This is a genomic window from Mycobacterium sp. MMS18-G62 (assembly GCF_053877835.1).
Window position 1 is genome coordinate 2817382 of the sequence record NZ_CM132662.1, and the last position, 19881, is coordinate 2837262.

15 protein-coding genes are annotated in these 19881 nt (G+C 61.1%); 3 read left to right on the forward strand and 12 right to left on the reverse strand.

What is annotated here, in order from left to right:
* Positions 1–73: 73 nt before the first annotated feature.
* The 4 genes from ACWW36_RS14065 to ACWW36_RS14080 all read right to left on the reverse strand — a co-directional run bounded on the left by ACWW36_RS14065 (position 74) and on the right by ACWW36_RS14080 (position 4728).
* On the reverse strand, positions 74–1189 hold the full coding sequence (locus ACWW36_RS14065) for a glycosyltransferase family protein (RefSeq protein WP_456142118.1): 1116 nt from the start codon (positions 1187–1189) through the stop codon (positions 74–76).
* A 34-nt stretch (positions 1190–1223) separates the two neighbouring features.
* Positions 1224–2519: an oligosaccharide flippase family protein gene (locus tag ACWW36_RS14070; RefSeq protein ID WP_456142119.1), complete on the reverse strand. Its 1296-nt coding sequence runs from the start codon at positions 2517–2519 to the stop codon at positions 1224–1226.
* A gap of 53 nt (positions 2520–2572) precedes the next feature.
* Complete coding sequence (locus ACWW36_RS14075) at positions 2573–3334, reverse strand: class I SAM-dependent methyltransferase (protein WP_456142120.1); 762 nt, start codon at positions 3332–3334, stop codon at positions 2573–2575.
* A 593-nt stretch (positions 3335–3927) separates the two neighbouring features.
* Positions 3928–4728: a TylF/MycF/NovP-related O-methyltransferase gene (locus ACWW36_RS14080; protein WP_456142121.1), complete on the reverse strand. Its 801-nt coding sequence runs from the start codon at positions 4726–4728 to the stop codon at positions 3928–3930.
* A 323-nt stretch (positions 4729–5051) separates the two neighbouring features.
* On the opposite strand from ACWW36_RS14080, the gene ACWW36_RS14085 reads away from it, so the two are divergent.
* The gene (locus ACWW36_RS14085) at positions 5052–5786 is read left to right on the forward strand and encodes a class I SAM-dependent methyltransferase (protein WP_456142122.1); all 735 of its coding nucleotides are present in this window, start codon (positions 5052–5054) and stop codon (positions 5784–5786) included.
* A gap of 23 nt (positions 5787–5809) precedes the next feature.
* Here ACWW36_RS14085 and ACWW36_RS14090 read toward each other — a convergent pair whose 3' ends face one another.
* The 3 genes from ACWW36_RS14090 to ACWW36_RS14100 all read right to left on the reverse strand — a co-directional run bounded on the left by ACWW36_RS14090 (position 5810) and on the right by ACWW36_RS14100 (position 9989).
* Positions 5810–6607 carry a class I SAM-dependent methyltransferase gene (locus tag ACWW36_RS14090; RefSeq protein WP_456142123.1) on the reverse strand — a complete coding sequence of 266 codons (798 nt, stop codon included), beginning with the start codon at positions 6605–6607 and terminating at the stop codon, positions 5810–5812.
* 93 nt (positions 6608–6700) lie between these two features.
* Entirely contained in the window at positions 6701–8098 is a 1398-nt protein-coding gene (locus ACWW36_RS14095; protein WP_456142124.1) for a polysaccharide biosynthesis tyrosine autokinase, read from the reverse strand.
* A 160-nt stretch (positions 8099–8258) separates the two neighbouring features.
* Positions 8259–9989: a DUF4012 domain-containing protein gene (locus ACWW36_RS14100; protein WP_456142125.1), complete on the reverse strand. Its 1731-nt coding sequence runs from the start codon at positions 9987–9989 to the stop codon at positions 8259–8261.
* A 1150-nt stretch (positions 9990–11139) separates the two neighbouring features.
* On the opposite strand from ACWW36_RS14100, the gene ACWW36_RS14105 reads away from it, so the two are divergent.
* Positions 11140–11820: an LpqN/LpqT family lipoprotein gene (locus tag ACWW36_RS14105; protein ID WP_456142126.1), complete on the forward strand. Its 681-nt coding sequence runs from the start codon at positions 11140–11142 to the stop codon at positions 11818–11820.
* Here the strand turns inward: ACWW36_RS14105 and ACWW36_RS14110 are convergent.
* From ACWW36_RS14110 to ACWW36_RS14130, 5 genes are all read right to left on the reverse strand, one after another.
* Positions 11810–14566 (reverse strand): helix-turn-helix transcriptional regulator, encoded by a 2757-nt coding sequence (locus ACWW36_RS14110; RefSeq protein ID WP_456142487.1) that lies wholly within the window; start codon positions 14564–14566, stop codon positions 11810–11812. The genes ACWW36_RS14105 and ACWW36_RS14110 overlap by 11 nt on opposite strands.
* Before the next feature lie 211 nt (positions 14567–14777).
* Positions 14778–15104: a hypothetical protein gene (locus ACWW36_RS14115; protein WP_456142127.1), complete on the reverse strand. Its 327-nt coding sequence runs from the start codon at positions 15102–15104 to the stop codon at positions 14778–14780.
* Between the two features lie 83 nt (positions 15105–15187).
* Positions 15188–16147, reverse strand: a complete 960-nt coding sequence (locus ACWW36_RS14120; protein WP_456142128.1) for an endonuclease/exonuclease/phosphatase family protein — start codon at positions 16145–16147, stop codon at positions 15188–15190.
* Complete coding sequence (locus tag ACWW36_RS14125) at positions 16147–17370, reverse strand: RNA polymerase sigma factor (protein WP_456142129.1); 1224 nt, start codon at positions 17368–17370, stop codon at positions 16147–16149. Before ACWW36_RS14125 ends, ACWW36_RS14120 begins: the two co-directional genes overlap by 1 nt.
* 6 nt (positions 17371–17376) lie before the next feature.
* Positions 17377–18081, reverse strand: coding sequence for a YciI family protein (locus ACWW36_RS14130; protein WP_456142130.1), 705 nt, complete (start codon positions 18079–18081; stop codon positions 17377–17379).
* A 146-nt stretch (positions 18082–18227) separates the two neighbouring features.
* On the opposite strand from ACWW36_RS14130, the gene ACWW36_RS14135 reads away from it, so the two are divergent.
* Positions 18228–19880, forward strand: a complete 1653-nt coding sequence (locus ACWW36_RS14135; RefSeq protein ID WP_456142131.1) for a PE-PPE domain-containing protein — start codon at positions 18228–18230, stop codon at positions 19878–19880.
* The last annotated feature ends 1 nt before the right edge of the window (position 19881 follow it).

A 19881-nucleotide genomic window follows, 5' to 3' on the forward strand; every position in this document is an offset into this window, starting at 1 on the left:
ACAACCGGTGAGCTTCGTCGAGTGATTGCCACGCCGAAATGTGCATGCTTGCGGTTGCCCGGTAGGCGACACGTCACCGGCGTAAGAGTTCGTCAATAAGAGCCAGCGCCTGCTCGCCGCGCGCCTGCCATGAGTGGCCGCGCGCAAGCTCGCGCCGACGCGCGACGGCTTGCTCCGACCACGTTTCGAGACCCTCTTCGACCGCCGACAAGAACGACTCTCCTGCGGCGAGCACGACATCGTCCGAGGCTGTCCGCTCAAGACTGGGCAATGCCGTCGAAACGACCCGTAGTCCGGCAGCCAAGTATTCGTACACCTTCATCGGAAAAACTCCGGCGGTGTATTCGTTCAGGCGATACGGAATGAGACCCACCATCGAGGACGCCAAGAGATGCGCCAACTCCGAGGGCGCAAGGTTTCCGACATAGTCAATCCCCGGCAACGCGAACAGGTCATCCATCTCCCGTTGGGCAGACGTCCCGTCGACGGATGTCGGGCCGGCCACAACAACTGGTACTCCAGCGGTCGCCAACGACCGCAGCAGGTCGAAATCGACTTTGGACGGCGTCAGGTTGCCGGCGAAAATCGCACGCGGATTGCGCGCCCCGTTGGCTGCCTCATACAGGCCGGTGTCCGCAACGTTCTCCCAGAGCAGGACATCCTCGCGTCCCATACTGCGCAGATGATCACGGACTCCCGAACTGCTCGCAATCACCCGATCGGCCTTGGTGAGCAATGAGGCTTCGCCGGCGAGACACAGCTCGCGGTGGCTCCTGTGCTGCGCGTGCAGAAGGTCGACAGAGTGGTAGACCGTGCGGGCGAACCGGTCCTCGAGCCCATATGTGACCGGTGAAAAGGTCCACAGGACAGCGTCATCTCCTTCCACGGGTAAACGCTTCACGAGCTGCTTGTTCAGGGCTCGAATCGGTGCGACACCATGCAGCGGGATCACGATCGGGTGGACGACCTCGACGCCCCACGTATTCGCGCTCGAAGTCGTGACGGTTCGGCTCGAGCGAAGCCGGCCCACCATACGGCGCAGGTCGGCGGTCCCGAGGGTTGGCTTCCGCAGCCCGAACGATTCGATGTAGGTGACGGGTACGCAACGAGCGAGTTCGCGCGCTAGGTGTTGCTTGTTCGTCCACGCTGCGCTGTGAAAGTCAGCGGTAGAAAGGATTACGACTCGCACGGGCTCATCTTCTCTGCATGTGGATTGGAGTTGTCTATGCACCCACGCGGTCGCGGCGCAACATGTTCAGGTCTAACGCCCTGAACCGGTAGAACTCAGACAGTGGAACCCCGCAGTACTTGTGGAGCAAGTAGATGTTGAGATAACCGGGTAGCACTGTCCCCAAAAACATCGCGAGAGCGGCGCCCAGAGCTCCAAGTATCGGAACCAAGACGAACATCGCGACGACATAGAACGCCGCACTGATCGCCATCCCAAGACTTCGAAGGCCAGGGCGCCCGCGTGCGCTCAGAGCGGCGCCGGCGACAGAACCTGCAATCGCGAGGGCATAAGTTAGGACGAGGACGAAAATTACTGGAACAGCCGGCGAAAACTCGGGCCCAAACAGAATCGGAACCATCCACGGCGACGCAGCAGCAAGAACCCCTCCGACTAGTGCTGTGACCAAAGTGGTTATCCGAGCGGCGCGACCGACGCGCGTGGCGCTCGGCTCACCCGACTCGATCGCGAACATCACTTGACTTACAGCACTATTGAACAACAGCGCCACGCCGCTTACGTTCACCGCTACTACGTAAATACCCAATTCCTCGACGCCAGCGAGAGGCGTCATCATCACCTGGTCTAGTCGCAGTAAGATGATCCCGGCGACCGAGCCCACCCACACACGCCAGGCATACGACGCGACCCGCGGCAGGGACTCGGAAGATTCTGACGGGGTCGTCGACCCACGCAGCGCAGCCCACCACCGAGGGGTGGCCAAGTAAACGACCGCGCCCGCGAACGTCGTCGCCGCAATGGTCAAGACCGCCATCATGGTTGTCAGCGAACCCATTACGAAGAGTCCGCCCACAGCAACGAGTTGGAGCACCGCGCCAAGGGTGCGCTCGGCCATAACGAGCCACCAATCGTGGGCGCCATAGGCCACACCCCGGAGCGCTCCGGTCAATAGCGCTGGCACTAGCGCGGCGGACGCAATAACCATGAGCCCAGCCAAGGTACGACTGCCAGCGCTGAGCGGTTGCGCGAGAATTGCGATTACCACAGTCCCTATCGCGCCTGAAAACGCAAGGGCCACAAGACTCATGCCGAGTTGGCGTCTAAACCGGCCCCCGCCGCCTCGCGCAACGAAGTACGTAAGTGATTCTGGCAAGCCGAGAGTGAGGAGCGCGACCGCGAACATAAGAGGTGCCGTAGCGGCCGCGACCTCGCCCCGGCCCGTCACGCCGAGGCTCTTGGCGAGTAACACCTGCGTCACTAGCATCGCCGCGGGCGGAAGTGAATTTCCGATCGCGGTGATTGCTGTACCCCGTGTTGCTGACATAGTCATCAATGCGCGGGTTGGAGGACGGGTATCTGCATGCGCGGTGGCCGTTGTACTTGCTAAGCCTGCTGGCCTTGTTTGACGGCGACGAGTGTATATCCAAGGGGAAACCGCTCCGCTGTGCGAGCCGACACATATCTGCCAGGGCCAGCCTTCGTTAACCACGCGCCGGCCGACTGGACCAACGCCGCGAGAACCTGGCCCAACAACGGCAATTGCTGGAGAATTTTTGAAGTGATATCGGTCAGTATCTCCGGGACGCCGCCCATAGGCGATATGTCGAGAATCTCAAGCCCTACAGCAGCGCACATCTGGGCCAGGGAAAAGCGCGTGAAGCGATAGAAGTCAAAGGGATCCTCGTGAATTGGGTAGTAGAACGGAACGTTGAGCAGTAGTACGCCGCCGTCTCTCCTGAGAATCCTGCTCACCTCGCTGAGCAGTGCCTGAGGTTCCGCGATGTGCTCGAGCACATCTGAGAGGATCACCGTGTCATAGGACTCATCACCGAACTCAAGAGGCTTGTTGAGATCCGCAACCAGGTCGAGCAGCTGGTTCTCGTGGAAGGAATTTCCCCAGTCGACGAGCGTTGCCTTGTCGACGAAGCCTGCGTAATAGCCCAGCAGTGGGGCCTTTCCGCATCCTAGGTCCAGCAAGTTGCCGTGAGCGTGATCCGGGATCGCGCGGGAGTAAAACGCCGCCAATCGGTCGGCAACCAGGCGAGAGCCAGCGGCAAGCTCGGACGAATTTCTCGATCCACGAAGGGCGCCGGTACGCGGGTGGATGCGGTACTTCGTCTCTTGCCACGCAGTGGGAACTCTCACTCGGCGTCTCCTGATTGCGCCCCCACAAGCGACGACTTCCCCCAAACGCTGTGCGCGCCCGGCTTCGAAACACCGGAAGAGGTGCCTGTCGATTTCAGCTTGCCCACCCAGACTCCTCCCCGAGCCCACGGTCCGGTTGATCCACCGGACATCGCCAAGGACCACCAGATCCGTCGACTCCACTCCCGGTGAGGCCAGCGGAAGCTACTTTGATAGTAGTGAGTCGGTCTGCGAGCGCTAGCGTCAGTAGCTCTGCGAGTTCGAAATTTCGGTGAATCATGACTACGTAAAATGCGCATAGAGAACCATCGAAAGCCGTTGATTCGGTTCGAAGATTCCGAAACCGACAGAAAAACAAACGAATTCAACCCCAGAAAATTCCATGCCTCGAATTTCCATTGCCGTTGTCCAGCAGTCACGAGTAGGTTGTTGGGCAGCCGCGAGACGGCGGCAGCCGTAATCGTTTTGGCTATCTTTCACAGTTACGTTGGCGCGCTGAATCATGACTTCGCTGACCCAGAGACTGGATACGATTCTTTGACCCAAGATGGCCAAATGCGAGCGATACATTGTTCAGCGCGATGACGCTCGGATTATGTACGAACCGCCAACCGCCCGGTGTAGTCAATTCGATTTAGGAGTACGGGAGCGTCCTTAAAATACTCGTCAACGGCTTTGCGTGCGCCGGCCCAGTGTCCGTAGTCGTCGATAATCAGTACGCCGCCCGGAACTAGGCGAGGATAGAGGACCTCCAACTCCATTTTGGTGGATTCATACCAGTCCGTGTCGAGCCGGAGGAGGGCGATCCGCTGGGGCTGCTTATCTGGGTCCGCCAGTGTTTCTTCGACCTTGCCCTGAACGAAGACGACGGAATCGTCCAGAAGGTGTGCGCGACGGAAATTGTCTTTCACCTCCTCCAGCGAGGCGTACGCCCAGTCTGTATGGCTTTCGCGCCGAGTTACCTGATATGTTTCCTGTGCGGGCCGTTCGACATGTGAAACGTCGTCTTCGGTAGGTTCGGACATGCCGGCGAAAGTGTCGTAGAGGTAGAACCGTCGCGCGATCGGGCTGTCGGAGCATAACTCTTTGGCGAGCATCATGCTGCCACCGCGCCAAACACCGCATTCGACGATATCGCCTTCGATTCGGGCTGCGTTGAGATAGCGAGTCGACGAAATAAGCGCCCACTGCCGCTCGATACTGGTAAGCGAAAAGTTACGATACTTTGCGATCAATTCAACGTCGCCGGGAGTGATTTCTGGGATCACAGTTTCAACCGTAGCGAGTCGCCCATGAATCACGCGCTTGAACGAGGTTGCCAGCATACTGCGCAATTTCTTAACGGGAATATCAAAGAATTGATCCGCCAGGGCGGTCCGGTTACGGTTTTCCATCGCTGAGATATTAGCAGAAAGCTTTACGCTGTCGCCGCGGTTCGGCGTGATCGGGGCGACCGTTCGGCGAGGGAATATCTCGCCCCGAACATGCGACGACATTCGTTACCGTCCACGATGCGCCGCGTAGATCACGGGGTCCCGAAAGCCGCAGCTCCAATACTCTTTATCTTCCGCATAACACTGCGGCATCGGGTAGCTTGTGGTCTAAGCGAGGTAGGCAGCGTTTCCATCAAGCTCGTGGCTACTCTGGGGGAAGAGTGTCTGTGCGTACGGCTGAACTGAATGATCCATCTTCGAGCATCGAGCCCTCACGGAGGGTGATGGCGGTCGCGAAGGTCGCCGGTTTCGTTCGAAGTAAGCCGAGCTTGAGGACGGCGATTGGCCTGACTCGCTTCATCTTTCGAACGGCGTCGGGCCCAGTGCTGCATTGTCCCTTATGCGATGAAGACCACCGCTTTCTTCCCATCGGCTCGCCCCCACGATTAAATGCGCTTTGCTCGTCGTGCGGCTCGTTGGAGCGCCACCGCCTCCTGGGTCGGTATTTGAAGCAGCACCCTGAGCTCATACAAGGTAAAGCGATACTGCACTTCGCTCCGGAAATCGCTATCAAGAAACTTGTCTCGCAACTGCGACCCGGCAGGTATGTGACCGCTGATCTTGCGCCAGGACGTGCCGACATCGTGCTATCGATAGAAGACATCACTTTGTCTGAGGAGTTCGACGTCGTCATTGCCAACCATATCTTGGAACACGTGAACGACCGGGTTGCCCTACGAGAGTTGTACAAGGCCTTAAGTCCCGGCGGACTCGCCATCATGATGGTGCCAATAGTGGAGGGCTGGGCGTCGACATACGAGAATAGTGACGTAAAGACAGAGGCCGAACGACTCCGCCACTTTGGGCAAGAGGACCATGTACGGCTTTACGGCCGAGACTTCCGGGATCGAGTTCGGGAGGCCGGCTTCGACTTGCAAGAGTTTACGGCCACGCCTAGCGACTGTCTTGATATGGGCTTGATGCCGGGAGAGACGATATTCCTTGGGTGGAAACGTTAAGCCGTCTGTTGGAGGCTTCCAGCTCATCCAGTTCGTTGATCGAGGACATTTTGGCTATGCGGATCCTGTGTGCTTTTCTTTCTGGCGATGAACATGAAATACGAAGCCAGGCGAGGGTCGCCGAGCGCGTAGAACAAGTAATCGAGAGCGAGCGCCGCTAGAAACACAGGGAAAAAGAAGCGGTAATAGCCACTCGAGAAATAGCTTGCGTACTCTTCTTCTATGTCGAATCCGGCGTCTATCAGACTTTGCTTGAACTCGTCGAAGCTCGCACGATTGTAGAAGGTCTTGAATCCAAGCACACCGACCGCCCCAGGAACGAGATGCGTGAGAAGCCATTGCGATACAGGTTGCGGCAGGATGCGGTTGAAAACGGCGAACGGCGCATTTTTGTTCGCAAATGTGACGATGAGGTGACCGTCTTCACGAAGCGCGCGATTAGCGTTTGTCAAGAAAGAGGCGGTGTCGTGCAAATGTTCAACGACGGCGCGTCCCATTATCAAATCGACGGATTCGTCGGCTACGCCTAGAGTCTCGCAAGCATCGCCACTGAGTTTGTGATCTAGCAGCGAATTCTCCGCCATCTCGGCGATGTCGACGTCGAAGCCGATCAACTGCATTTTCTGGCCCTTGAGCGATGGGCTGAAGGGCCAGTGCTTGCCCGCGCCCACGTCGAGGACACATTCCGGCTCTCGCTGAAGAAGCGCGGTACCCGCCTCGCGATACCTCGCGTAGGCGGCCGTCTTCTTCACGATCGACGGTTCAATACGGTTGCTCAACGCAACGTTCGCGTGCACAAAGCGCCTCAGAAAGTCGCTCAACAGGCCTTGTCGTCGCGCGGACGAACTCGCGGGGCGGTCGCTGGTTGGCGGACCTGAGCCGAAATCTTCAGTTGCGGGGTCCATTCGGATGGCTCACCCGCTTCGTCTGTGGGCTGCGTCGGATGGCTGCCGCGCGCTGTCGTTGCCGTAATAGCCATAGTTGTAGCTATAGGACGCGCTTCCGCGCGTGGGCGTCAGTGTGAAGACCACCCCCATGGGTGGAGCGCCGACGTCGACGAGATGTGCGACCGCCTGCGTGAGTTGTTCGCGTTTGGTTTGGCCATAACGCGCCATGAGCAGGACACCGTCCGAATTGGCTGCCAGAATCGCCGCGTCTGTCACTGCCAACAACGGGGACGAATCCACGATGACATAGTCGAAATTCGACCGCATTTCACTAAGGATTTTTTGGGCTGCCAATGATCCCAGCAGCTCACTCGGGTTCGGCGGAACAGCTCCCGAGGTGAGTGCCGTCACTCTCGGAAATCTCGTCTGTTGTAGCGCCTCTTCGAGGGATGCCTGACCACTAAGAACTGTGCTGAATCCGACCGACCCGACCAAGTCGAGACGTTTATCCAACATGGGACGACGCATATCACCGTCGACCAAGACTACATTGTGATCGGCTTCCGCTAGGGCCAGTGCAATATTTATTGCAGTGGTGGTTTTGCCCTCGTTGGGCATCGAACTGGTTACAACGATCACACGTGGTGGGTTATCGACAGCGAGGAACTGCAGATTCGTCCGAAGTTTGCGAAATGCTTCAGCAATACCTGAATTGTCCTTATCGAAGGATATAGCCGGCGCGCTACGGCGTTCCTTATCGAGCGGAATGCTGCCGACGAGTCCGGCACCGGTGATCTCTTCAAGAGTTTCTCTATCTTTGACCGTGTTGTCCAAACGATCGCGTAATAGTGCAAGACCAATTCCTGCGAGCACGCCAACTGCGAGGCCGAGGGCAATATTGCGAACGGTGTTCGGAATCACCGGATGTACGGGAACTGATGCCCGTTGCTCCACGACAACGCGCGCCTCAGGCGTGCCGCCCCCGGCAGGGGTTTCCAATTCGCGGACCATAACGACGAACTCATCGGATAATGTGTTCGCAATATCACGTGCCCGGACAGGCGACTCATCAAGGACCTGTACATCAATCAAAACCGTATCGGTCTTCGCGGTCGCCTTGACGCGCTTTTCTAGCGCTGCTGCGCTCGTATCAAGACCGAGTTTGTCGATAGTGCGCTGAGCAAGGGTCTCGCCCATAAGTAGTTGGGTGTACGAGATGACGCGTTGCTGGGAATAGAGATTACCCTGGTAAAGCTCAGTCGCCGTCGCACCGGAAGTGGTAGACACGAACAGCCGCGTCGAGGCTTGGTAGAGCGGCGTCGTGAGCAACGAGAGCGTGACGGCTCCCAGCACCGCGAGTATTAGCGCGACGCACACGGTGATCCACCGGGACCGCAGCAGTTTTATGAAGTCTTGAAGATTCAATGCCGCCCCTTAACGCCGAATACCTGCTCCCCATGCTGCGCCACCTGACGCTGCGTTTGCGGAAGTATACCTTTCATAGTTTCCGCACTGCTCCCGAATGGGAATAGCGGCAAACGAGGCGAAACCTCATGCTCCTGCTCCGTTTTCGGGCGTCTGTCGCTTAGCCCGAGCACTCCGGCACCGATACTTTGGAAGTAGCGTTCTCGCGTAACGGCTGAATCGGAACACGCGGTGCACCCGGAGACGTCGGTTCGGAAAGGTGGAAGCTCACTTCGCCGGACTGTCCTGGCGGTATGGCAACTTGCAGTTCGAAGATTGGGTGACCGCGTTCGGTGGCGGGGAAGACCGTCACCCGCTTGCCGTCGGCGAGTGCGCTCACCAATGTCGCACCTGTCGTCGCGAGCAGACGGACTGAGGACACCATGGTGCCGTTTGGCACTGTATTCCCAATCGCTGGAGGTAGACCGTTTGGAGCCGACATGTAACCTGGTAAAGATCGACCATCTTGCAGAGTATTCGTCAACCGTATTGTGACCGTCGACATTCTCTTGTCGCCGTCACAGCCATCGGCCGCATATTCGATTTCCGTCTTGAGATAGTAATCGAGCTTGTTCCCGCCGAGATTGTTGATTACGACCTCCGCGTACGGCGCAGGATCGTCGGGAACTTCATGTGCGAGCGGAGTTTCCTCAAGGAGTTTCTGCTCGGCCGGCGAAGAACTCCAAACTGCGATTCGGCGCTCACTCACCGCCTTACCTAAGGCGTCGAGCAGCTTCCGCGGCGATTCCACCTGCCCTGTTATCTTTTTGACCACTTCTCTGGCGATATCCTGGAGATAATTCTTGCGCGCTATCTGGTCTGTCTCTGCCGGAAAACGAATATAGGCCGTCGACTCCGTTAATTCCACGATGTTGTCTTTGGTCACCACCTCACCATCCGGCATTGTGATGGATCCGACCGCACCGAGAATGTAGCTGAGAGCGACCGGGTCGATGGCGATGACTCCGTCGACGTTCATTCCTGTCTGCTGAGCCCACATAGACTTCCAGATTTGCGCGGCGTATGGAAAGTGCGAGCTTTGATTGCTATTACGGAAATCGGTAAATGGATTGGTGAACTTGTACTGATCGGCGAATTCCGCGCCTAGATCTATAGGGGCGGAAAGCCCTCTTAGCTCGACGTCCGAGCCCAGCGTATCCACGGTTCCGGCACCATTGTCGAATCGTAGTATTCCAAATCCACCCAGCAAGCCGCCGGTGCCGCGAGCTTCTGCATTGGTTTGGAAACCCATAAAGTATGTGCGCGGACCGTCGGCGCCCATCATCGTTGGTGCCAGGCGCGCGGTAAGAGCAGAATTCTCGAGCACTTTCGTGATTTCTAGAGTCTGCCCTTGAAGCTGCGAGCGAGCATGGCGCAGCGCGGAAAGATACTTGGGATCTGAAATCGCCCTGGCTTCAGCGTCAAGCCGGGTGGCATCGGCCGATATCTTGCTGAGCTTGGGTTCCTCTTCGCGGAGCAGTTGCACGTCGACCCGGCCGCCTCGGAGCAACCGGTCGGGAGAGAGTACGACCCCGACATGAGCCGACGGTTGCAGTACGTCGGCCGCCAACCCGAGAACAACGTCGGATATCTGTTGACCGGTCTTGAAGGGGCTACCTAACCACGGCACGACTGCGGCGATGTTCCATGGCAGCGAGTGCGTCGCATCGCGCGCTGATTGCGCATGAGAACGCGCGCTGTCCGCCCGCTGTACGGCGTCCTCGGTATTTCCCTGCAGCAGTGCTTCTTTCGCCTGCTGGGCACTGCGGCGCGCCTGTTCGAGGTCCGACTTCGCTTCAAAGGCTCCCACGGCCAGCCAGCATCCAAACCCTACGACGACCAACAGCAGCAAGATGCCGGCCAGCTTGGCCTCACGCCGGCTTAGAAGCTGACGTAGCCGACTCGAGGGTTTTTCGTCGTCGTCCGCTATTGAAGAATCGCTATCGTCACCGTCTGGCGTACGTCGGAATGGACGTCGCGAAAAATTAGGCACTCAGAGAAGTTTTCCGTATTCGGGCAAGGTCTACACCACGATCGTGCAAACCTGGCGACAGGACTAGCTCAAGACGATGCACCAGCTGACCGGTGGGCGTCGGACGAACTAGCAGCCGAGACCGAGGCCGACGAATCCTGTGCCGTAAGGCGACAAGTGAATAGCAGCTCCCAGGAGGCAAGCTTCGAAATTTAGCCCGAAGAAGTTGGGGAACACGATGCCGAAGAGCGGCTGAAAAGCTGGGTTGGCTGGGCCTAGCCAAACGAAGGAGGTCTGAGGAAGCGCGAGGGCCTTTGATGAGCCACCAACGGGAACGAGGGCGGCACAAGTCGCAACGACCGGGTCGCAGGGTGCGACGGTGGCGCCGCCTAGGGTGGAGCCCACCCCGGCCAGAGGCAAGGGGGCCGCGGGACTCGCATAGGCGACCGCCGCGGGCGTAAGGGTGGCAGCGGCCACGATAGCGGTGGCCGCGGTGGCGATACGAACGCGGGTAGCAACGGCCGAAACAGTAGTCATTTCTCCCCCAAGACTGTGGACGATAGGAAATGAGCATCTCAGACGCATGGTGTCGCGGGAATCGGGTGTTTCCCTATGATTTGCAGGTCTCGCTCCCTAGGGCGCCCGAAACCTGTGTTCACCAGCCTGCTGGGGTACATGGCGACGGCGGGCTATGGCAATCAAGGACTGTCGCAGAACAGGGCGATGACTAGGAAGGTACGCGGCCCATCGCTGTACGCAGCGAACTTTCCACGGCGATGCAAAACGCCGCTGACGGGCCCACCACCCTACGTAGGGTGGTGGGCCCGGGCAGGGTAGTCGCACCGGGGGTTGTCGATTTGCTGAGCGACGACTCGGCCGAGTTCGGCTCTAGGAAAGATGCCAGCGGCGACGACACTCCCGATACCTGACGGCCTACGCCAGCCTGCGCATCTCCAGGCCGATTCCGGCTGCGCACGGTTTTTGCCGACCGTAGGCTATGGCCGACATTTCCAAGCGACGGGAGACGCTGATGAGATCGTCACTGAGGCCGGGGGTTGTTGTCATCGTGGCTGTCGCGCTTGGCATCGGCATTGCCGGCTGCGGATCGGACACCAAGACCGCGCCGTCGACATCGTCAAAGGAGACGACGACCGGATCGAATACCGCGACCAGCCAAGCCGCACCCGACAAGACGATCGCCGACTACATCAAAGAAAACAACATCGCCGAAACCCAAATTCACCGCGGCGATCCCGGCACGCCCACGATCGACTTGCCGGTGCCGGCGGGCTGGCTGGACGCGGGCAGCCGCGCACCGCAAGAGGCCTATGGCGCAATGACTTACGGCGACCCGGCTATGGCGGCCGACCCGCCGACGATCATCGTGTATCTCTCCAAGCTCACCGGAAACGTCGACGCGGCCAAGATCCTCGAGTACGCGCCTGCCGAGATACAGAAGCTCCCCGGATACGAAGGCCCGAAGGTCGGCGGCCCCACGAAGCTGGGGGGGTTCGATGCGACCCAGATCGGCGGCGCCTACAACAAGAAAGGTGTCAAGCGCGCCATCGGTCAGTTGACGGCGGTGATCCCCGGCCAGGACGGCTTGTACGTCTTGCAGCTCAACGCCGAGAGCCTCGGAAAGCAGGATCAGGTGGAAGCGCTTACGGTTGCGACAGGTGCGATCGCTCAGCAGGCGAAGATCACGACCTGATGTGCTGACCAAGCTCGGCCCTCGAACGTATACCGAGTTTGTGATAAACGCGAGAGAGGTTGGCTTCGACGGTCTTTGGGCTGATCGACAGCGCCGCCGCCACGTCGCGGTTGGTCATGCCCGTGGCCACGAGTTCGGCGACGCGTCGCTCGGTCTGGCTGAGAACGGTGCTACGACTCGGGCGGATGCTCGTATGGTCGAGCACGGTCTGTGCACGGTTCGCCCACAGTGGGGTGTCGAGTTCTTCGAATGTGCGCAGCGCCTCCTTCAGGGTAGCGGACGCCATCTCGCTGCGTTGACGACGCTGGAGCTGTCCTAGCAGCAGTTGGGTCCGTGCACGTTCGAACGGCATGGGAAGTCGCTGGTGCTCCTCGAGCGACCGCTCCACCGCCACGTTGGCCGCCTCCGCATCGCCTCGCGCGGCGAGCAGCATGCCCCGGCATCGTCCGGCGACCGCCAGCAGCCAAGGGCGGTCGAGCCTGCGGCCTGCGCCCTCGAGCATGTCGACGAACGGCTCGGCGTCCTGCAGTCGACCCAGCTCGATCATCGCCTCGACCGCATCGGGAACGCATGACGCAGAGATGATTTCGACGGTGCGCGATGATGCTTGGAACGCTGAAAGTAACGGTTGCAGCGCGGTCAGTGCTGCGTTGTAGTTGCCTAGCGACACCTCGAGGAATCCGAGCGCCGTGGCCGGCCACGCCATGGTGAAGTAGGTGCCGCCTTGCGCGATCGCGAGTGCGTCACCAACGTTGTCGCGCGCCTCATCGACCCGGCCTGCGTAGGCCGCTAGCACGGCCCGGCAGGTGTGAGTTATGAACTTCGGGAAGGTGCCGTCCAATGCGAGCGCGCGTTCCGCGACGTCCTCGACAAATATCGCGGCTTCCGCGAAACTACCCCGCCAGATCTCGATCATCACGTTGTTGAAACCGACCAGCAGGAGTTCGCCTTCTTCGCCGCGTTCGATGCATCCCGTCCGCACTTCAAGCATTTCGTTGTGGGCCCAGTCGAGGTCTCCCGAATAGGCGAGCACCAACGCGTTGAGTAGGCGAGGGCGAAAGATCAACGGAATATTGGCTTTACCGTCGTCGAGTTCGAGCGCGTGTCGCAGGCTGTCGGCGTCGACGCCTTTTCCGCTCATAAACCCGATCATGGCTCGTGTGGCTAGCGCTGAGCCCAGTAGGTGTGATTGGTCGAGGTTGGCGGCCTCGGACACCGCGTCTTCGATCGTCGCGAGTGCGGCGTCGATCTGCCCGGTGTTGATCTGAGCGAAGGCAAATGTGATCAACATCTGGACTCGCCACGCGCGATCGACAGGCGCCTCGGCGAGCGCGCGTTCTAACAAGGCTTTCGCCTCGGCGAAGCCTTCTTCGTAGACCCGCATGACAGCGAGCAGACTCAGCGCGTGTGCTCGCAGCGTCGGCGAAATCGGCTGAACGACGATCTCTTCCAGCAATGCCCGCGCGCGCGGCGTGGTGCCTGCGGCGAAGTGATAGTCCGCCAGGCGAATTCGCCGCTCTGGTGTGTCACCGCCGAGCCTGATCGCCAGCTCGACCAGATCGGCGGACGCCGCGGGCGCCCCACGGCTGCGCGCCAATTCCGCTGCCTCGTCGAGGGATTGCAGCGTCGTCCGATCAGCTTCGGTGGCGGCCAGTGCGAGGTGCCGGGCCGTCAGCTCCGGATCGTCGAGTACTTCGGCCAGGCGTCTGTGGGCCTGGCGCCGTTGCGTGGGCGTGGAGGATGAGTAGACCCCGCGCGCCAAGAGTGGGTGTGCGAAACGAAGTCGATTATGTTCGATCTCGACGATGCCGTTGTCCTCGGCGTCGGCAAGTTGCTCGATGACGTCCTGAGGATCGGTATGTGCGGCGAGTGCCAGAACCTCCACAGTGGGCGTTGGTAGGCATGCAGCCGTCAACAAGTGTTCGCGAGTGTCCGCGGGGAGGTTGCTTATCCTCGTGCGTACCAGCTCGGCCAAGTTGCGGGGCATCGGTACGTCGTAGCCGGGCGCTTCGAGATCCATTGCCCGGGCCAACTCGAGGGCGAAGAACGGATTCCCGCCGGAAATCTCATGCATCTTGACTATGGTCGGTCTTGGGAACCGCCGGCCAAGCCGATCGAGAAGCACCGCTTGCAGGCGGCCAAGGCTCAACGGCCCCAACCGGATTCGGCGAACTGCGTCGGGCGCTGGCATCTGCAACGGGGACGTGGTGACGCCGTTGCTCAGCTCGGTGCGAATGGTGCCGAGGATGCCCACGCGTGCCGATAGGCGCCGAGCCGCGAACGAGATCGCATGTGCGCTCGACGGATCGATCCATTGCAGGTCATCAATGGCGACGAGCACCGGAGCCGATTCCGCGAGTGTTTCGACGACTGTCAGCAGCGCCGCCCCTATCGCGCGCTGATCGATCGTGTGGTCGTCGGGTTCCGCTCGTAACAGCACCCTGTCGATTGCAACTCGCTGCGGCCCCGGGAGATCGTCGAACGCTCGGGCGTGCACCCCGGCGAGCAGATCGGCAAGCGACGCGTAGCCGTAGACCGATTCGGCCTGGGCAGGACACGCGGACAACACGTGATATCCACGCTGGACAGCCTGGTCGATGGCCTCGAGCCACAATGTGGTCTTGCCTATCCCCGCTTCCCCCTCGATCAGCAGAGCAACCGGCTCCACGGCCGCCGACGCGAGGAAGTCGGAAATCGCACCGACCTCCTCCGGCCGGGTCATGGAGTTGGCTAGCACGTAGCACATCATTTCAGGGGTTTGCTGTGCTCGCGCGCCAATTGCAACCGAGGGTGGTCAGCAGCACCTGACGCAGTAATTTCTGGCGAACAATGTTCGCTCAAGAAAGAAACCCGTGTGCACCGTCAATTAACAGGGGCGCAAGGTGCAGCGAATCTGATAGCGGTTGAGATGGCCCCGAGCTAACCGCGCGTCACCGCCGATCGTCGGCGCCTCTGCACTATTTTTGGGCGACCATTGTTGAAGCCGCCGAGGGCGGGCCTTGTCGGATCCGCGTGGCGATAAGGTCAGAAAGCCGCTGATGCGGAAGGCCGGCGCGGTCGCAGGTCGATGTGACCACAGCCGCGGATTCGGCATCGAAAACGCCGTAGAGAACCTCGTCGGTCGGGACCGCGAGTGTGACGAGCAACCGGACCCGCCTGCCTTCACTGGTGACTGCACTTGCGGCGGCGTCGAGTTTCACGACAATATCGGCGACCGACTGTTCGGTGAGCTCGGTCAAGTACCACTCGGCAAGGTAGCAAGCCAGCCCAGCGGCGGAGTCCATATAAAGACGGTATCTATGGGTGGCGCTGTCGGAATCGGGTGTTTCCCTACTGCTGGAATGGCTAACCCCAGTGGTACAGACTCTTAACGCGCGGTTGCGGCCCAGGGGACTACCACGTCTGCGACCAGTGCACGGTGGTCCGATCGGGGTAGGTTGAGCGTTTGCATGGACGTGGCCACGCAGCCGTGGGTGAGGACGTGATCGACCGCGAACACAGGCGGTAAGAGGATGTCGGCGGGGTGGGTTCGAGTCAGGCCCGCGCCCGCTTGCTCGGCACCGTCGCGAAAGCCGTTACGCAACAGCCGCCGAAACTCACGGTTGTCCCGTGTCGCGTTGAGGTCCGCGGCCACCATGATCGGCCCTGCAGGATCGGCAGCGATCTCCTGCAAGACAGTTGCGAGACGGTCCAGGTCGGTGCGCCAGCCGTCAATCGGCTCCGGCCACGGTGCAGACATGTGCGTGACGACAACTGTCGCCGGCGAATGCATCCGGGGGAGATGGATGCGCGCGGTGAGCAGGCCCAGCCAAAATCGCTCGTCGAGCGCGACCGAGTCGATGGGATAGCGACTCCAGATGCCGACGCCGGCCGGACCCTCTCGGGCACGCAGCGCGCGATGCGGCAGCAGTTCTCCTAACCCGTGCGCGGACAGCAGCTCGGCCTTCTCGAGCGTAAGCTCTTGCACCCCAAGGATATCGGCGTTCGTCGCCTGGGCGATTCGCACGACGGCCGCCGGATCCGCCCGGCCGTAGCGCAGATTCGCCGAGACCAATCGAACGGAGACGCCAGATTCGACCGGCGCGCGTATGTGTGAACGCGACTGGACGGCGGCGCTGGCGACCGTCACCGCACCCGCGACAGCTACGCCAACCCATGTGCCCGAGATCGCGAACAGAAGCATCGCCAACGGCGCACCGAGCGTTAGGTAGGGCGCGAGGGCTGCGATGGCAACCACCGCAACGATTACTCCCGGCGTATAGCGCGCGGCCAATCCGACGACGGCAACGGCGAGCGCCACAGTGCCGACGATTGTGACGACGCCCATCAACCGGGCTCGCTGCACTCTGCGATGCGCCGCCGCAGAAACTCTTTCGCCGGGCCTGAGCCATTGCTGTCCAACGCTTTTCGGTACCACTGGATCGCCTCGTCGGATCGTCCGGCACGCCGCAGAAGATCAGCGCGGATCGATGCCACCGAATTCAACCGGGACAGACGAGGATCGTCGGACACCTCGTCCAGGGCCGCCAGTCCAGACGCGAAGCCGTCGCGAAATCCGATCGCCAGCGCCCGATTCGCGCGCGCGACTGGTGACTTCGTGATTTCGACAAGGCGATCATAGGCAGCGCATATCGTCGCCCAGTCGGTCTCCTGCCAACTCGGCGCCGTCGCATGTATCGCCGCGATCACCGCCTGGGGGAGATAGGGACCGCTTGCTCCGGCCGCCAGCCGCAGTCGGTCAAGCCCGCGGGTTATTCGGCTGCGGTCCCACTCACTGCGATCCTGCTCGTCGAGCGGTACCAACGCACCGTCGGCGTCCACGCGCGTCCTCCTTCGCGAATCGTGCAGCAGGACGAGCGCCGCTAGCGCGTGCGCATCGCGATCGTCGGGCATCAACGAGCACAGTTCACCTGCCAGCCGAACCCCCTCGTCGCATAGTTCGTCGCGGATCGCGGACGGTCCGGCCGTCGACCAGTAGCCTTCTGTGAATACCGAATAGATACACGCGAGCACGTGGGGGGTTCGCTCGGGCAGCAAGTCCGCGGGCGGGACGCGCATCGGTATGTTCGCGTGCCGAATCTTGTTCTTGGCTCTGGTGATTCGCTGGCCAATCGCGGACTCCGACTGCAGCAGAGCCCGGGCGATCTCGGCAACGGTCAATCCGGAGATCAGTCGCAGCGTCAGAGCCAGCTGTGACGACTTGTCCAGTGCCGGGTGAGCACAGGTGAACATCATCCTCAGTTCGTCGTCGCGCACCGGGTGCGGATCGGCCCGTGCTGTGCGGGCGTTGATGTCGTCGACCACCGCTGCGAGTTCCTTTCCGGGCCTCGCGGATTCACGCCGCAACCGATCGAGCGCGCGGTTACGCGCGACCGTCAGGATCCATGCGCCGGCGTTATCAGGTACGCCGCTGCCCGGCCATGCGCGTAGCGCTTCCGCGAAAGCTTCCTGGACGGCGTCCTCGGCGACGGTGAGGTCACCGGACCATCGCGCAAGAGCGGCGACGGCCGGTCCCCATTCGCGCCGAAAGACGCCGTCCAGGTTGATCATCCAGGTCTAGAGCCCCGAGATGCCCATGAGCTTGCGCAGCTCCACCGTGGTGGCCGGAATCATTGAGGCCAGTTTCACCGCCTCGTCGCGCTCCGCGGGGGACAGCACATAGAAACCGGTGGCGATCTCGGCGCCTTCCGGGTACGGCCCGTCCGTCAACAACACCTGGCCGTCGCGGACGCGCACCGTGGTCCCCGTCGCCGGCTCGTGTAGCGCGGCGCCGGCGACGATGTGATCGCCTGCGGCAGCTGCGAATTCGCCATGACGCGCCGCTTCCGCCTGCCACTCCGGTGTACCCGGGGTATTGGTGGATGCGGGTGGTTCCAGCAGCAGCGCCAGCCACTGGCCGTCAGTGCGCGACCAATCGGGGTCGAATGTGTGGTAGATCGGTCGAACTTCGACCGCGCCGTGCTTGGCGAAGGGGACGTCGCGAGCAAGCGCCAGCGCGTCGTCGAGGTTGTCCGCCTCGAACACGTAGTAGCCACCGGCCACCTCGGCACCCTCCGCGAAGGGGCCATCAGTGACCGTCGGTGCATCCGGACCGCCGGTGATCCGAACTCCGGCCGCCGAAGGGGTCAGCGCGTCGCCCGCCCGGATCGCCGACCCAGCTCTGGCGTGGAAGTCCTGATACGCCGTCATTTCGGCGGCCTGTGCCTCGGGGCTCGGAGGCGAGGTGGGCTCGGGGCCGACCAGCAGCGCAAGGTATTGCATGTTATGACCTTCCGGTTGCGAGCGGAACCCTGTGTCCCACTCTCTACCCGTCCGACGAACGACATCGCGCAAATCCGACACCGACTCAGATGAAAAACGTTCCGCATTTGCCATCGCGGCCGCGAACCGTGTGTGATCGTTTACACATGCGTAAGTCCACGCGGGCAATCTTTCTCGCTTTCCTGACATTCCTGGCCGCGATCGCGATCGGCGTCGCATCGACGCTGACTGCCGCGGTCACGCTGGCCGCCACTGCGCTGATCGTGCCCGGCACCGGCACGCACAACGCAAACAGCATCGTGGGCTACAACACCAACGCCCGTGACCGTTACATTGCGCCCTTCAGCACGTCATGCACCGACGCGAGCTGCACGCTGAATGCAATCGAGTATCCCGCGTCATTTTGGCCGATACCGCTGCCCAATTGGTGCCCGGGATTGACGTGTGACACATGGAATGTGTCGGTGGGCACCGGCGTATCGACGCTCGACCAGACGATCAGGAACACCAACGACACGATCAGTCTGTTCGGCTACTCCCAGGGCGGGGCCGTCGTCTCTGACGAGTTGAGAAATCTGGTCAACGACCCCACTCAGCTTGCAAAGATCTCGGATGTCACGATGATCGGCAACATCCTGAACCCGGATGGTGGGCTCTGGAACCGCCTGGGATTCCTAGGCACCATCCCAATCTTCAACGTGACGTTCGGGCCGCCGATGCTGACCGACTTCCCGGCTCACATCACCAATATCGGATTCCAGTACGACCCCGTGGTGTACGCCCCGCTGTACTGGAGTAACCCGTTTGCGATGCTGAACGCGTTGGCCGCGTTCGAGACCGTCCACGGTTTTTACCTGGCTCCGAACGGCAACGATCCCACCGCGACAATGCCCTACGGATACACGGACGCCGAGTTGGCCGAACAACTCGATCCGACCCTGCATCCCGAGAACTTCCGGTACGACAGCAAGGGCAACACCTACGTCATGATTCCCGCGAAATCGCTCCCACTGTCGGACCTGGTGATGTCCGTCGTGCCCGCGGCCCTGACCCCGGTCGTCAAACCGTTCGTCGACTTGGCCACGCCGGTACTCAAGGTGCTTGCCGACCTCGGATACGACTGGAGCGGCGACCCGGGCACGGTGAGATGGCTGTCTCCGCTGCCGTTCAACCCCTTCCAGAACTGGCTCGCAGTGGGGGCCAACCTGGCGGCGGCAGCCGTTCAGGGCGTCCAGGCGTTCCTCGGAGACCTGGGTGTGGGCACGACGATAGCGCCGGTCGCACCAGCGCCGACCTCGACGCTGACCGTGTCGACATTGGCCGCGAGGTCGGCGCCGGCGGACACGTCGGGCGCATCGGACACTGTGAAGCTGGCCGACACGAATGGGCAAACGTCAAAGGCGACCGAGGTCGCCAAGAAGAGTGACGAGACGTCGATCCAGAAGGGCGACGAGACGGTCGTGAACAAGACCGGCACCGACGCCGTCGAGAAGACCGGCACAAGCTCGACTCAAACAACCGCGACCCAGACGGAGCCGTCGAAGACGGACAACCCGCCGGCGACCAAGCCGGAGGACTCGACCAAACCGGAGGAGAAGAAGGGCACCGAGGGGACCACAAAGGACGACACGACGAAGGACGACGCCAAAAAGGACTCGACCAACGGCTCTGTGTCGCTGAGCTTCTCACCCAAGAAAACCACCGAAGGCCAGACGAGCGGCACCGGTACTGGGCAGACCGACTCGACAGGTACCGCGGCGGCATCGACGGGCACCGACTCCGCGCAAGCCGCAGCCTGAA